The 14,759-nt window shown below is 62.8% G+C and carries 10 protein-coding genes; 6 read left to right on the forward strand and 4 right to left on the reverse strand.

Going from position 1 to position 14,759, the window contains the following annotated elements; all coding sequences use genetic code 11:
• Nucleotides 1-88 precede the first annotated feature (88 nt).
• The 3 genes from PSH73_RS02445 (at nucleotide 89) to PSH73_RS02455 (ending at nucleotide 6,944) form a co-directional block, all read left to right on the forward strand.
• Nucleotides 89-3,373 carry a DUF2126 domain-containing protein gene (locus tag PSH73_RS02445; RefSeq protein WP_305461862.1) on the forward strand — a complete coding sequence of 1,095 codons (3,285 nt, stop codon included), beginning with the start codon at nucleotides 89-91 and terminating at the stop codon, nucleotides 3,371-3,373.
• Nucleotides 3,374-3,567: 194 nt separating this feature from the next.
• Nucleotides 3,568-6,054, forward strand: coding sequence for a circularly permuted type 2 ATP-grasp protein (locus tag PSH73_RS02450; RefSeq protein ID WP_198791924.1), 2,487 nt, complete (start codon nucleotides 3,568-3,570; stop codon nucleotides 6,052-6,054).
• Complete coding sequence (locus PSH73_RS02455) at nucleotides 6,054-6,944, forward strand: transglutaminase family protein (RefSeq protein WP_115127263.1); 891 nt, start codon at nucleotides 6,054-6,056, stop codon at nucleotides 6,942-6,944. Before PSH73_RS02450 ends, PSH73_RS02455 begins: the two co-directional genes overlap by 1 nt.
• A 193-nt stretch (nucleotides 6,945-7,137) precedes the next feature.
• On the opposite strand, the gene PSH73_RS02460 is transcribed toward PSH73_RS02455, so the two are convergent.
• Nucleotides 7,138-7,326, reverse strand: coding sequence for a hypothetical protein (locus tag PSH73_RS02460; RefSeq protein ID WP_057437435.1), 189 nt, complete (start codon nucleotides 7,324-7,326; stop codon nucleotides 7,138-7,140).
• Between the two features lie 382 nt (nucleotides 7,327-7,708).
• On the opposite strand from PSH73_RS02460, the gene azu reads away from it, so the two are divergent.
• Nucleotides 7,709-8,155: an azurin gene (azu, locus tag PSH73_RS02465; RefSeq protein WP_057958167.1), complete on the forward strand. Its 447-nt coding sequence runs from the start codon at nucleotides 7,709-7,711 to the stop codon at nucleotides 8,153-8,155.
• A gap of 133 nt (nucleotides 8,156-8,288) precedes the next feature.
• Here the strand turns inward: azu and nadE are convergent, their stop codons facing one another.
• From nadE to PSH73_RS02480, 3 genes are all read right to left on the reverse strand, one after another.
• A complete protein-coding gene (gene nadE / locus PSH73_RS02470) occupies nucleotides 8,289-9,116 on the reverse strand; it encodes an ammonia-dependent NAD(+) synthetase (RefSeq protein ID WP_057437440.1) in 828 nt (275 codons plus the stop codon).
• A 3-nt stretch (nucleotides 9,117-9,119) separates the two neighbouring features.
• Nucleotides 9,120-10,334, reverse strand: coding sequence for a nicotinate phosphoribosyltransferase (gene pncB, locus PSH73_RS02475; protein WP_057958168.1), 1,215 nt, complete (start codon nucleotides 10,332-10,334; stop codon nucleotides 9,120-9,122).
• 169 nt (nucleotides 10,335-10,503) lie between these two features.
• The gene (locus PSH73_RS02480; protein ID WP_057437442.1) at nucleotides 10,504-11,394 is read right to left on the reverse strand and encodes a LysR family transcriptional regulator; all 891 of its coding nucleotides are present in this window, start codon (nucleotides 11,392-11,394) and stop codon (nucleotides 10,504-10,506) included.
• A 154-nt stretch (nucleotides 11,395-11,548) separates the two neighbouring features.
• Between PSH73_RS02480 and PSH73_RS02485 the strand changes: the two genes are divergently transcribed.
• Nucleotides 11,549-13,039 (forward strand): aldehyde dehydrogenase family protein, encoded by a 1,491-nt coding sequence (locus PSH73_RS02485; protein ID WP_057958169.1) that lies wholly within the window; start codon nucleotides 11,549-11,551, stop codon nucleotides 13,037-13,039.
• Between the two features lie 144 nt (nucleotides 13,040-13,183).
• Nucleotides 13,184-14,467, forward strand: a complete 1,284-nt coding sequence (locus tag PSH73_RS02490) for an FAD-binding oxidoreductase (protein ID WP_057958170.1) — start codon at nucleotides 13,184-13,186, stop codon at nucleotides 14,465-14,467.
• Nucleotides 14,468-14,759: the final 292 nt, after the last annotated feature.

Here is a 14,759-nt window from a genome sequence, read left to right on the forward strand (position 1 = left end):
CCGGCTCCCTCGATAAAGCGCAATGACCGCCGCTCTGGCATAAGTCTTGCGCGCTTTGTGTTCATGCTCTGGCTCGCAGGAGGCCGCCGTGTCGATTCATGTCGCGTTGCACCATGTTACGCATTACCGTTACGACCGCGCTGTGGAGCTTGGCCCACAGATTGTGCGTCTGCGACCGGCGGCCCATAGCCGCACGCGGATCCTGTCCTACGCGCTGAAGGTGCTGCCCGAGCAGCATTTCATCAATTGGCAGCAAGATCCCCAGGGCAATTACCTGGCGCGCCTGGTGTTTCCGGAAAAGACCGATGAGCTGCGTATCGAGGTCGACTTGGTCGCCGAGATGGCGGTGTTCAATCCGTTCGACTTTTTCCTTGAGCCCTACGCCGAAAAAATCCCCTTCAGCTACGCCGCCGACGAGCAGCGCGAGCTGGCGCCGTATCTGGAAACTCTGCCGCTGACGCCGAAGTTTGCTGCGTACCTGGCCGGTCTTGACCGCACGCCGCTGCCGGCCGTGGATTTCCTGGTCGGCCTCAACCAGCGCCTGGCGGCGGATATCGGCTACCTGATCCGCATGGAGCCGGGCGTGCAAACCCCGGAATTCACCCTGGAAAACGCCTCCGGCTCGTGCCGCGACTCGGCCTGGCTGCTGGTGCAACTGCTGCGCAACCTGGGTTTGGCGGCGCGGTTTGTCTCCGGTTACCTGATCCAGTTGACCGCCGACGTCAAAGCCCTCGACGGGCCCTCCGGCACCGAGGTGGACTTCACCGACTTGCACGCCTGGTGCGAGGTGTATTTGCCCGGCGCCGGCTGGATCGGCCTGGATGCTACCTCCGGTCTATTCGCCGGTGAAGGGCATATCCCATTGGCCTGTAGTCCCGATCCATCGTCTGCCGCCCCGATCAGTGGGCTGGTGGAGCCGTGCGAGTGTGAGTTCACCCACGAAATGTCGGTGGAGCGCATTTGGGAAGCCCCTCGGGTGACCAAGCCCTACACCGAAGAACAATGGCTGGCGATCCAGGCCCTGGGCCGGCAGATTGATAGCGACCTGCTCAAGGACGATGTGCGCCTGACCATGGGCGGCGAACCGACCTTTGTGTCCATCGACGACCCCGACGGTGCCGAGTGGAACACCGCTGCCCTGGGCCCGGACAAGCGCCGACTGTCCGCCGAGCTGTTCCAGCGCATGCGCAAGCACTACGCGCCCAAGGGTCTGGTGCACTTCGGCCAGGGCAAGTGGTACCCCGGCGAGCAACTGCCGCGTTGGTCGCTCAATTGTCATTGGCGTCGGGACGGCGTGCCGGTCTGGCACAACGACGCGCTGATCGCCGACGAGCAGCAAGACTACGGCGCGGATGAGGTCATGGCCGGGCGCTTCCTGGCGAGCATTGCCGAGCGCCTGAAGCTCCCTGCGCGCTTTGTATTCCCGGCCTTCGAGGACAATTTTTACTACCTGTGGCGCGAAGGTGCCTTGCCACAGAACGTCAGCGCTCAGGATTCACGCCTGGAGGATGAGCTGGAGCGCGAACGCCTGCGCAAGGTGTTCAGCCAGGGCCTGGATAAAGTCATCGGTCATGTGCTGCCCCTGGCGCGCACCGCAGCCAATGATCGCTGGCAGAGCGGCCGCTGGTACCTGCGTGACACCCATTGCCGGCTAGTGCCGGGGGATTCGCCGCTGGGCTATCGCTTGCCCCTGGCCTCGCAGCCCTGGGTGACGGCGGCAGATTACCCCTTTGTGCACCCCACCGATCCCAATCAAGATCTGCCGGCGCTGGCCATCAGCGCGTCAGCCCCGGGCGAGCCGGCCCCCAGCGACGAGCGTGTACCCAAGGTCGACGAGTCTGCCGACTGGCTGACCCGCACCGCCTTGTGCGCCGAAGCGCGGGGAGGGCGGCTCTACCTGTTTATGCCGCCCCTGGAGCGGGTCGAGGATTACCTGGAGTTGGTGACCGCCATCGAGGCCACCGCCCAGGAACTGCATTGCCCGGTATTGCTGGAAGGCTACGAGCCGCCGAGCGACCCGCGCCTGAGCAGCTTCCGCGTGACGCCAGACCCTGGCGTGATCGAGGTCAACGTGCAGCCGTCCGCCACCTGGGACGAACTGGTGGAGCGCACCGAGTTCCTCTATGAAGAGGCCCGGCAAACCCGCCTGACCACCGAAAAGTTCATGATCGACGGGCGCCACACCGGCACCGGCGGTGGCAACCACTTTGTGCTGGGTGGGGCCACGCCCAAGGATTCGCCGTTCCTGCGCCGCCCGGACCTGCTGCGCAGCCTGATCAGTTACTGGCATAACCATCCGTCGTTGTCGTACCTGTTTTCCGGGCTGTTTATCGGCCCGACCTCCCAGGCGCCACGGGTGGATGAGGCGCGCAATGACGCGTTGTACGAATTGGAAATCGCCTTTGCGCAGATGCCCGCGCCAGGCGAGGAATGCCCGCCGTGGCGGGTGGACCGCTTGCTGCGCAACTTGCTGATCGACGTCACCGGCAATACCCACCGCGCCGAATTCTGCATCGACAAGCTCTACTCGCCGGACGGTGCTACCGGGCGCCTGGGCCTGCTGGAGCTGCGCGCCTTTGAGATGCCGCCCCATGCACGCATGAGCCTGACCCAACAGCTGCTGCTGCGCGCCCTGGTGGCGCGCTTCTGGCGTGAGCCCTACGCGCCGCCGAAGCTGGCGCGCTGGGGCACGGAGCTACACGACCGCTTCCTGCTGCCGCACTTTATCGAGCAGGACTTTGCCGACGTGATCGTCGAGCTCAACGCCGCCGGTTATCCACTGCGCGCCGAGTGGTTCGCGGCACACCTGGAATTCCGTTTTCCCAAGGTCGGCGACTATGCCGTCAGCGGTATCGAGTTGGAACTGCGCCAGGCCCTGGAGCCCTGGCATGTGCTGGGCGAAGAGGGCGCGGCGGGCGGTACGGTGCGCTACGTGGATTCATCCCTGGAGCGCTTGCAGGTAAAACTCAGCGGCCTGGCGCCGCAGCGCTATGTGCTGACCTGCAACGGGGTGGCGGTGCCACTGCACGCCACCGGCCGGGTGGGGGAATTCGTCGCGGGCGTGCGTTATCGCGCCTGGCAACCGGCCAATTGCCTGCAGCCGACCATCGCGGTGCATGCACCGCTGGTGTTCGATTTGCTGGATACCTGGATGCAACGCTCCCTGGGCGGCTGCCAATACCACGTGGCCCATCCGGGTGGGCGCAATTACGACAGCTTGCCGGTGAATGCCAACGAAGCGGAAAGCCGGCGCATGGCGCGGTTTTTCCGCCTGGGTCACAGCCCGGGCAAATTGCCGGTGCCGGCGATGGTGATCAACGATGAACTGCCAATGACCCTGGATCTGCGGCGGTTCCCCAATAAAAATGACTAAACACAACCCCACCTGTAGGCGCGGGCTTATGTGGGAGCGGGCTTGCCCGCGATGACCGAGTATCAGCCAGGACATGCATTGGCTGACGCACTGCTATCGCGAGCAAGCCCGCTTCCCCACACGGCCAGTTTCCACAGAGGATTTGCAGTGTTTGTTAGGTTAATCTGGCTTCCCTTGCCCCTGCCGAGCGTTCCATGTCCGACTTGCTCGACCGTTACCCGCTGACTGCGGGCACCTATCACGAACTGCTGGATGGCAGCGGCGCGGTGCGCGCCCATTGGCAGCGCCTGCTCGACCACCTGCAGCGCAGCACCCCGGCGCAACTGGCCCAGCGCCAGGCGTTGCTGACGCGGCAGATCCAGGAAAACGGCGTGACCTACAACGTCTATGCCGACCCCAAGGGCGCCGACCGCCCATGGGAACTGGACCTGCTGCCCCATGTATTGGCGGCGGATGAGTGGGCGCACTTGTCGGCAGGCATTGCCCAGCGTGCGCGCTTGCTCAATGCGGTGCTGGCCGACCTGTATGGCCCGCAACGCCTGATTGCCGAAGGCTTGCTGCCGGCAGAACTGGTGTTTGGGCATAACAACTTCCTCTGGCCGTGCCAGGGCATCCAGCCGCCCGATGGGGTGTTCCTGCACCTGTACGCGGTGGACCTGGCGCGCACCCCGGATGGCCGCTGGTGGGTCACGGCAGACCGCACCCAGGCGCCCTCCGGCGCCGGTTATGCCCTGGAAAACCGCACCATCGTCTCCCGTGCCTTCCCGGATTTGTATCGCGACTTGCAGGTGCAGCACCTCACCGGGTTCTTCCGCACCCTGCAGGAAACCCTGGCCCGCCAGGCGCCCGGTGATGACCAGCCGCCGCTGATCGTGCTGCTGACCCCGGGGCGCTTCAATGAAAGCTATTTCGAACACCTGTACCTGGCCCGCCAGCTTGGCTACCCCTTGGTAGAAGGCGGCGACCTGACCGTGCGCGACAGCACGGTGTACCTCAAGACCCTCAGCGGCCTGCGCCGCGTGCACGCGATCATGCGCCGCCTGGACGATGATTTCTGCGACCCCCTGGAACTGCGCACCGACTCGGCCCTGGGCGTGCCCGGCCTGCTGGATGCGGTACGCCAGGGCAATGTGCTGGTGGCCAATGCCCTGGGCGCCGGCGTGCTGGAGTCCCCTGGACTGTTGGGTTTCCTGCCGAAGATCAATCAATTTCTGTTTGGCGAAGAACTGATCCTGCCGTCCATCGCCACCTGGTGGTGCGGCGAGGCCCCGGTACTGGCCGAAGCCCTGGAAAAACTGCCGGAGTTGCTGATCAAGCCGGCGTTCCCTTCGCAAAGTTTTGCCCCGGTGTTTGGCCGCGACTTGAACAACGGACAACGCCAGGCCCTGGCCGAACGCATGCAGGCGCGCCCATACGCCTACGTGGCCCAGGAGCTGGCGCAGCTGTCCCAGGCGCCGGTCTGGCACACCGTGGATGATCATCTGCAACATCGCGCCATTGGCATGCGCGTGTACGCGGTGGCCGGTGAGGATGGTTACCGGGTGCTGCCGGGCGGCCTGACCCGCGTGGCAGCCCACGCGGACGCCGAAGTGGTGTCTATGCAACGTGGCGGGGCGAGCAAGGACACCTGGGTGCTGGGCGAGCGGGCCCCCGGTGGCGAGCAATGGCGTGCGCAGCGGGTGATCGGCACCCATGACCTGGTGCGTCGCGACCCCTACCTGCCTTCGCGGGTGGTGGAAAACCTGTTCTGGTTCGGCCGTTACTGCGAGCGCTGCGATAACAGTGCGCGCTGGCTGCGTGTGGTGCTCGCGCGCTATGTCGATGGTGACGACCCGCTGGCCCTGCAGGCCGCCGTAGAACTCGGTGAGAGCCTGCGCCTGCTGCCGGAGGAGGGCGAGTTGCCCGAGCGCCTGCTGCAGGCCCTGCTCGGTGATGACTGGCCGTCGAGCCTGCGCGCCAACTTGCAGCGCTTGCAGTGGGCGGCATCCCAGGTGCGCGGCAAGCTGTCCCGGGAGAACTGGCAGGCTCTGGTGGAGTTGCAGCGCGAAGCCCTGGAGCTGGAGCGCGAGACGCCGGATTTTGGCGAGCTGCTGGATTTTCTCAATCGCCTGGTGATGTCGCTGGCGGCCTTGTCCGGCTTTGCCCTCGACGACATGACCCGCGACGAAGGCTGGCGCTTTTTGATGATGGGCCGGCGCATCGAGCGCCTGCAGTTTCTCAGCAGCAGCCTCGCGGCCTTCCTGCGTGGCGTGGCGGTGTTCGACCAGGCCGGGCTGGAGTGGTTGCTGGAGTTGGGCAACAGCAGCATCACCTACCGCTCGCGTTACCTGGCAGTGCCACAATTGATTCCGGTGCTGGACCTGTTGCTGCTGGATGAACAGAACCCCCACGCGGTGGTGTTCCAGCTCAAGCTGGTGAGTCGCACCCTGCGTCGCCTCAACGATGACTTCGGCGTGCCTCGGGAGACCGGGCTGGCGCCGCTGGTGGAGCGCTTGTCGCGCTTTGACCTGGGTTGCCTGGAGAACCCGTTGTTTGGTGACGCCAGCGTGCGCGCGGCCCTCGACGGCCTGGCGGACCTGTTGCAGGCGGTCGCCGATGAAAGCGGGCAAGTCTCTGATCGCCTGGCCCTGCGCCATTTTGCCCATGTGGATGATGTCAGCCAGCAAACGGTGTCTGTGTAATGAGCGCGCGCTATCAGATTTTCCACGATACCCATTATCACTACGACAGCCCGGTGTCCCTGGCCCAGCAACTGGCGCACTTATGGCCGCGCCCGTGTGCGTGGCAGCGCTGCACTTCGCGGCAATTGGAGATCAGCCCCGAGCCGACGGCGCGCCGTGATGAGCTGGATGTGTTTGGCAATCCGATCACCCGGCTGGCGTTCGAGCGGCCCCATGACGAATTGCTGGTCAACGCCGGCCTGACCGTGGAGGTTTTGGCCCGGCCTGTGCTGGATTTCAACCAGTCACCGCCCTGGGACCAGACCCGCAACCGCCTGACCTACAGTGGCCAGCCGTTGTCGGCAGAGGCGATCGAGGCGTGCCGCTATCGTTTCGAATCGCCCTACGTGCATTTGAAGAAAAACTTCGTCGATTTTTCCGAGAGCTGCTTTCCGGCTGGCCGGCCGCTGTTGCTGGGCGTGCAGGCGTTGATGGAGAAGATTTTCAGCGAGTTTACCTTCGATGCCGAAGCCACCCAGGTCGCCACGCCGCTGGTGGAGGTGCTGGAGCGTCGACGGGGGGTGTGCCAGGACTTTGCCCACCTGATGCTTGCCTGCCTGCGCTCACGGGGCCTGGCGGCGCGTTACATCAGTGGCTACCTGCTGACCCAGCCCCCGCCCGGCCAGCCACGGCTGATCGGCGCTGATGCGTCGCACGCGTGGGTGTCGGTGTTTTGCCCGTTGTCGGGCTGGGTGGATTTTGATCCGACGAACAATGTGCAGCCGGCACTGGAGCACATCACCCTGGCCTGGGGCCGGGATTTTTCCGATGTCTCGCCGTTGCGCGGGGTGATTCTGGGAGGGGGCAGCCATGACCCGGAAGTACGGGTGACGGTGATGCCGCTGGAATAACCGATGCGGTGTGGCCAATGCTCCCGTGGAGAGCAGGCCGCTGTGGCGAGCGTGTGCTGTGGCTAGGGCGCTTGCTCCCGCTGGACTGCGTAGCCGTCCCAGTTCTGGGACCACTTCGCGCCCCAACGCGGGCAAGCCCGCTCGCCACACAAAGCCTGCTCGCCACAGGTCAGGCATTCATTGAGGCGGGGTTTCAGGCCTCGGGTGCCGGGTCTTTCGGGGTTTCAGTTTCGTCAGCAATCACTTCCCCTTCAGCATCCGGGTTCAGTGCGCCTGCTTCTTCGTCGGCCGCAGCTTTCTTACGTTGCAGCTTTTCCTCTTTCTTCTGTTCCTTGGCCAAGTCTCTCTGACGTTTGGCGAAGGAGTAATTAGGTTTTGCCATGGGCGATCCTCTGGGGTCGAAGGTGAGGTTGAGCGGCGGGTATTCTGCCTTTAAACGGGCTCCAAGGGGTAATCGGGTTTCAGAATCGTCTCTGTTGACTAAACGTTAGTCGACATTAACCGTTTCGTAAGTACCGCTGGCGCCACAGGCGTAAGCGGCAAGCAGGCTGCATAACAGGCTATTGAGGTGCATGACTCGGACTCCAGGAAGGAAAGATGAGCCGATCATAGGCAACGTGCGGCACTTTGGCCGGTTGATTCTGTCGATCAGTCTGATAGCCTAAAGTTGTATACAATCTGTTGATTCAGATCATTGGAACATCTGCCTGCCTCAGGCACCCTTGTCGCATATGCGTTTTTTAAACCCTGCCTTGGAGATTCACATGTTCGCCAAAATCGTTGCTGTTTCCCTGCTGACTCTGGCCAGCGGCCAGTTGCTCGCTGCAGAGTGCAAGGTCACTGTCGACTCCACCGATCAAATGTCCTTCGACACCAAGGCCATTGAAATCGACAAGAGCTGCAAGACGTTCACCGTTGAGCTGAAGCACTCGGGCAACCTGCCGAAGAACGTCATGGGCCATAACTGGGTGCTGACCACTGAGGCTGATATGCAGCCGGTTGCAACCGAGGGCATGGCCGCCGGTATCGACAACAACTACCTGAAAAAAGACGACACCCGCATCATCGCCCACACCAAGATCATCGGCGCTGGCGAGACCGACTCGGTGACCTTCGATGTGTCCAAGCTCAAGGCTGACGGCAAGTACATGTTCTTCTGCTCGTTCCCTGGCCACGTCGCGATGATGAAAGGCACTGTGACCCTGAAGTAAGGCCACAGACCGCGTTATCGTTCCTCACCGGCAAGCCCGCCCCCACATTTTGATGTATGAATACATTCAACTGTGGGGGCGGGCTTGCCCGCGATAGCGGCCTGACAATCAATACACAACCACCCGCCTCACCTCAAGGCGCAAACGGCATCACCCGCTTGTGCTCAGTCTTGCGATAGGTCTCGCAGATAATCCTGAACGCTTCCTCACGCACCGGCTGGCCATGCAGGAACGCATCGATTTCGGTATAGGTCACGCCATGGGACGCTTCATCCGGCTTGCCCGGTGAGAGGTCTTCCAGGTCGGCTGTCGGGATCTTCTCCACCAGGGACTCGGGCGCACCAAAGTACCGGGCAATCGCCCGTACCTGGTTTTTCACCAGCCCGCTCAACGGTGCCAGGTCGCAGGCGCCATCACCAAACTTGGTGAAAAACCCCATCACCGCTTCCGCCGCATGGTCGGTGCCGATCACCAGGCCACTTGCCGCGCCGGCGATAGTGTATTGCGCGACCATGCGCATCCGCGCCTTGGTATTGCCCAGTACAAAATCACGGGACACCGCCGCCTTACCCTCGAAGGCCGCTACTTCGTTGGCCAGGGCCTTGACCGCCGGGCCGATGTTGACCGTGTGGCGTTCGTCGGGGTTGATGAAGTCAACGCTGGCCTGGGCATCGTGTTCGTCGAACTGGGTCTCGTAAGGCAGACGCACCGCGATAAAGCGGTAAGCGTCATCGCCTTTGAGCGCGCGCAGCTCTTTCATCGCCCGCTGGGCCAGCAGGCCGGCGGTCAGGGAGTCGACGCCGCCGCTGATGCCCAGCACCAGGGTCTTGAGCCCCGAATTGAGCAGGCAGTCCTGGATAAAGGTAATCCGCCGGGCCACTTCCGCTTCGAGGGCGGCGTGGTCCTGGAACGGTGGTTGGACCTTGAGCTGTTCAGCAATCTCACGCTGTACGGCTTGCATGATTCACTCCTCGCTAGAGATGGCAGGTACTTTGAAAACGTGGCGCAAATAGGCGACGAAGTTCGGATCCGTGCAGTGGGTCTTGCCCGCTTCATCGGAGATCTTCGCCACGGGCTGGCCATTGCAGGCGGTCATTTTAAGCACGATGCTCATCGGTTCCACACCTGGAATGTCACAGGTCAGGTTGGTACCGATGCCAAAGCTGACATTGATCCGACCGCGCAGCGCGCGGAAAATCTCCAGGGCCTTGGGCAGCGTCAGGCTGTCGGAGAACACCAGGGTCTTGCTCATCGGCTCGATGCCCAGCTTGTGGTAATGGGCGATGGCTTTTTCGGCCCACTGCACCGGGTCGCCGGAGTCATGGCGCAGGCCGTCGAACAGCTTGGCGAAGTACAGATCGAAATCGCTGAGGAAGGCATCGGTGGTGATGCAATCGGTCAGGGCGATCCCCAGCAGGCCACGGTACTCGCGGACCCAGCAATCGAGGGCGGCGATCTGGCTGTCGATCAGGCGCGGGCCCAGTTGCTGGTGGGCCATGATCCATTCGTGGGCCATGGTGCCCAGGGGCTTCATGTCCAGTTCGCGGGCCAGGTGCACGTTACTGGTGCCGACGAAACGGCCGGGGAAGTCGTGCTTGAGCACATTCACCACTTCCTCCTGCACGCGGTAGGAGAAGCGCCGGCGGGTACCGAAGTCCGCGACCTGCAACTCGGCCAGCTCGTCGCTGCTGGCATTGGCGGTCAACCAGTCGAACTTGCGATACAGCTGCTCGCGGGCCTGCTCCAGGATGATGGTCGGGTAGCGATAGCGGTTGCGCACTTCGCTGACAATCGCCAGTAGCGGCACTTCAAACAGGATCACATGCAGCCAGGGGCCGCGCAGGCGGATAAACAGCTCGCCATTCTCGATGCCGGTCTGCACATAGCGCAGGTTGAAGCGGAACAAACCCAGGAAGCGCAGGAAGTCCGGCTTCATAAAGCTGATGCGTTCCAGGAAACCCAACTGGTCCGGGCTCAGGCTCAACTCGGCGAGGCGCTCGATCTGGTAGCGGATTTCTGCCAGATAGGGGCGCAGGTCCTCGCTGTTACGGCAACGGAATTCCCATTCAACTTCCACGTTGGGGTAGTTGTGCAGCACCGCCTGCATCATGGTCAGCTTGTAGAAGTCGGTGTCGAGCAGGTTCTGCACGATGCGATCGGCAAACACACTCTCGCTCATAACGGGAATCTCCAGACAAGAATGGCGCTAGTGGCGCATAGACCTGTGTTGTTTTGCCAGAGGTTTTTTTGTCGTGGCCTCTGGCGTCATCGCAGGCAAGCCAGCTCCCACAGGAGAATGCATTCCAAATGTGGGCGCTGGCTTGCCTGCGATGGCGGTATTCCAGGGGCTAAACAACCTGCTCCATCATCCACTTCACAAAATCCCGCACCTTGGGCACCTCTGCCGAATGCTCCGGATACGCCAGGTAGTACGCATCCTGGCTGGGCATTGCGTGCTGCCAGGGGATCACCAACTTGCCGTCTGCCAACTCTTCTTCCACCAAAAAACGCGGTAGAAGCGCCACGCCACAACCTACCTGCGCGGCGCGGATGCACATATAGAAGGTGTCAAAGCGCGGCCCGTGGTAGCTGTGCTCGGTCTGGTAGCCGAGGCTGGCGAACCAGTCATGCCAGCCCTGGGGGCGCGAGGCATTTTGCAGCAGCACCAACTCGCTCAGTTGCGTGGGGTCGCTGAAGGGCTGGGCCGGCAGGCTGTCGGGGGCGCACACCGGCACCAGTTCCTCGCTGAACAGCTTGAGGCTTTCGGTGCCAGGCCTTGCGCCTGTGCCGAAGTAGAAGGCCAGGTCGGCCTTGCCTTGCAGCAACTCGTCCGGCGTCTGCTCGTTGCACAGGTCCAGGTGGATCTGCGGGTGGCGCAGGCGCCAGCCCTTGAGCCGTGGCACCAGCCAGCGCGCGCCAAAGGTATAGGGCGTCGATACGCGCAGCACTTCGGTTTCGCCGCCGTAGGAGCGCAGGTAGTGGGTCGACATCTCCACCTGGCTCAAGATCTTGCGCACTTCCACCAGGTACAGGTCGCCCGCCGGCGTCATCTGCAAGCGTCGGCGGACCCGGCGAAACAACAGGTGCTGCAGCAACTCCTCCAATTGTGCGACCTGCTTGCTGACGGCGCTCTGGGTGAGGTTCAGTTCCTCGGCGGCGCGGGTGAAGCTCAGGTGGCGGGTCACGGCCTCGAAGCACTGCAGGGCGGTGATCGAGGGCAAATGTCTTTTATTGAGCACGGCACGCCTCTTTTTTTGTTTTGCATGAATAAACGGAATGATATCTCGCCTAATCGTCGTTTGTTGGCAAGTCCTGGGCCAGCTACAAATAAGGCCTGGATCGTCGTGCGGGCCACGGCGCAATTTTTCTGTTGGTGGATTGAAGGAGTGACCCATGGTTGCCGCATTGCTTGATCGTCTCGGTGTAGACCCGGCGTTGTACCAGGCGGGGAAGCAGCCTGTGCATTCACCTATAGATGGCAGCCGCATCGCCAGTGTGCACTGGGAAGGGGCGGCCGAGGTCGAGCAGCAGGTCAGTCGCGCCGAGCATGCATTCGACGCCTGGCGCAAGGTGCCGGCGCCTCGTCGCGGTGAGCTGGTGCGCCAGTTCGGCGACCTGCTGCGTGAGTACAAGGCCGACCTGGGCGAACTGGTGTCCTGGGAAGCCGGCAAGATCACCCAGGAAGGCCTGGGTGAAGTGCAGGAAATGATCGACATCTGCGACTTCGCCGTGGGCCTGTCGCGTCAGCTGTACGGCTTGACCATCGCCTCCGAGCGCCCTGGCCACCATATGCGTGAAACCTGGCACCCGTTGGGCGTGGTGGGTGTGATCAGCGCCTTCAACTTCCCGGTGGCGGTGTGGGCGTGGAACACGGCGCTGGCGCTGGTGTGCGGCAACGCGGTGATCTGGAAACCCTCGGAAAAGACCCCACTCACCGCCCTGGCCTGTCAGGCACTGTTTGAACGTGTCGCGAAAAACTTCAGCGACGCGCCGCCGTATCTCTGCCAGGTGGTCATCGGCGGGCGCGATGCCGGCGCCGCCCTGGTGGACGACCCGCGTGTGGCGCTGATCAGCGCCACCGGCAGCACGCGCATGGGCCGCGAAGTGGCGCCGAAAGTCGCCGCACGGTTTGCTCGCAGCATTCTGGAACTGGGCGGCAACAACGCGATGATCCTCGGTCCCAGCGCCGACCTGGACATGGCCGTGCGTGCCATCCTGTTCAGTGCGGTCGGTACCGCAGGCCAGCGCTGCACCAGCCTGCGCCGGCTGATCGCCCACGAGTCGGTGAAGGACGAAATCGTCACGCGCCTCAAGGCCGCCTATTCCAAGGTGCGCATCGGTCACCCGCTGCAAGGCAACCTGGTCGGCCCGCTGATCGACAAACACAGCTTTGAAAACATGCAGGACGCCCTGGAGCAGGCCTTGAGCGAAGGCGGCAAGGTGTTTGGCGGCAAGCGTCAGTTGCAGGACCAGTTCCCCAACGCTTACTACGTGTCGCCGGCCATCGTCGAAATGCCCGAGCAGAGCGATGTGGTGTGCAGTGAAACCTTCGCGCCGATTCTGTATGTGGTCGGCTACAAGGACTTCAGCGAGGCATTGCGCCTGAATAACGCGGTGCCGCAGGGCTTGTCGTCGTGCATTTTCACCACCGATGTGCGCGAGGCCGAGCAGTTCATGTCGGCAGTGGGCAGTGATTGTGGGATCGCCAACGTCAATATCGGCCCGAGTGGCGCGGAGATCGGCGGCGCGTTTGGCGGCGAGAAAGAGACCGGTGGCGGGCGTGAGTCGGGTTCGGACGCGTGGCGCGGGTATATGCGCCGGCAGACCAACACCGTGAACTATTCGCTGGAACTGCCGTTGGCCCAGGGCATTACCTTCGACTGAATCAGGTGCGGTCAATGTGGGAGCTGGTTTGCTGGCGATAGCGGTATTGGACTCACCATCGTTATCGCCGGCAAGCCAGCTCCCACATCCGATTGGGTTCGCAATTCAGAATAAGCGTTGTTGGTTAGATCCCGGAGTCTGGCAATGCCATTACGCGAAGCGTGTTTGTGGGAACAACTGACCCCTGGCCGGCCGGATCGCGCCGCCCTCAAGGGTGAGGTCAAGGTGGATGTGTGCGTGATCGGCGCCGGTATCACCGGTTTGTCGGCGGCCATTCACCTGCTGGAGCAAGGCAAAAGTGTCTGCGTGCTGGAGGCCCATCGCACCGGCCATGGCGGTTCGGGGCGCAACGTGGGGCTGGTCAACGCCGGGATGTGGATTCCTCCGGACGAGATCGAGGCCGGTTTCGGCACGGCGGTGGGCAGCCAGCTCAACCGCATGCTCGGTGCGGCACCGTCCCTGGTGTTCAGCCTGATCGACAAATACAACATTGATTGCCAGCTGCGCCGCGAGGGCACGTTGCACATGGCGCACAACGCCCGTGGCGAAGCGGACCTGCGTAGCCGCGAGGAGCAGTGGAAGCGCCGTGGTGCACCGGTCGAACTGTTGACGGGGGCCGCGTGCGAGGAGGCCACCGGCACCCGAAAGATCGCCGCCGCCTTGCTCGACCGGCGTGCCGGTACCTTGAACCCGATGGCCTACACCAGCGGCCTGGCCCATACAGCCGTGGGCCTGGGTGGGCAATTGTTCGATCATTCCTCGGTGACCCAACTGGAGCGCCAGGGGCAGCACTGGTCTGTGCAAACTGCCCAGGGCGCGGTGCAGGCTGCACAAGTGGTGATCGCCTCCAACGCCTACACCGAAGGTGAATGGACCGAGCTGCGGCGCAACTTTTTCCCCGGTTATTACTATCAGGTAGCCTCCGCGCCGTTGACCGATGCCGCCGCGCAACAAATCCTGCCGGGCGGCCAGGGTTCCTGGGATACCCGTCAGGTGCTGAGCAGTATCCGGCGTGATGCCGACGGGCGTCTGTTGCTGGGCAGCCTGGGCAACGGTAACCAGAAGCCCGCCTGGTTCCTCAAGGCCTGGGCCGACCGTGTGCAGCAGCACTATTTCCCGTACCTCAAGGCGGTGGACTGGGAATACACCTGGACCGGCTGTATCGCCTTTACCCCGGACCATCTGATGCGGCTGTTCGAGCCCGCGCCCGGGTTGGTGGCCGTCACTGGCTACAACGGGCGTGGCGTGACCACCGGGACGGTGGTGGGTAAGGCATTTGCCGACTACCTGTGTCACCAGGATCCCCAGGCTCTGCCGATTCCGTTTGCACCGATGCAGCCTCTGGCCGGGGTGGGCCTGCGCAGTTGCCTGTATGAAGCCGGGTTTTCGTTGTATCACGCCGGCCAATGCCTGCGAATTGTCATCTGATCAGCGAAATACCGCCCAAAAGCCGGCGTTTTCTTAGCCGGCTACTAATCTGTATTGGTGCGAGTCGTAGCAGTGACGCACTGTAAATGTGCACTTCCGTTACGCGCGTGGTTACAGATGTCCGAAGGGGCGCTTGATGGCTGGCTGACATCAGTCCAATCGGCGGGTTTCACTCTTTCGGGCCTTTGGTTGCACCTCTGCGTTCCAGAGGGTTGCACGTCCCGGCAAAAAGGCACCGAAACGCCTGTAATAACAATGACACCGTGTCTTTTTGAAATATAAAAACGCAATG

The sequence above is a fragment of the Pseudomonas sp. FP2294 genome, assembly GCF_030687625.1.
Lineage (GTDB): Bacteria > Pseudomonadota > Gammaproteobacteria > Pseudomonadales > Pseudomonadaceae > Aquipseudomonas > Aquipseudomonas shahriarae.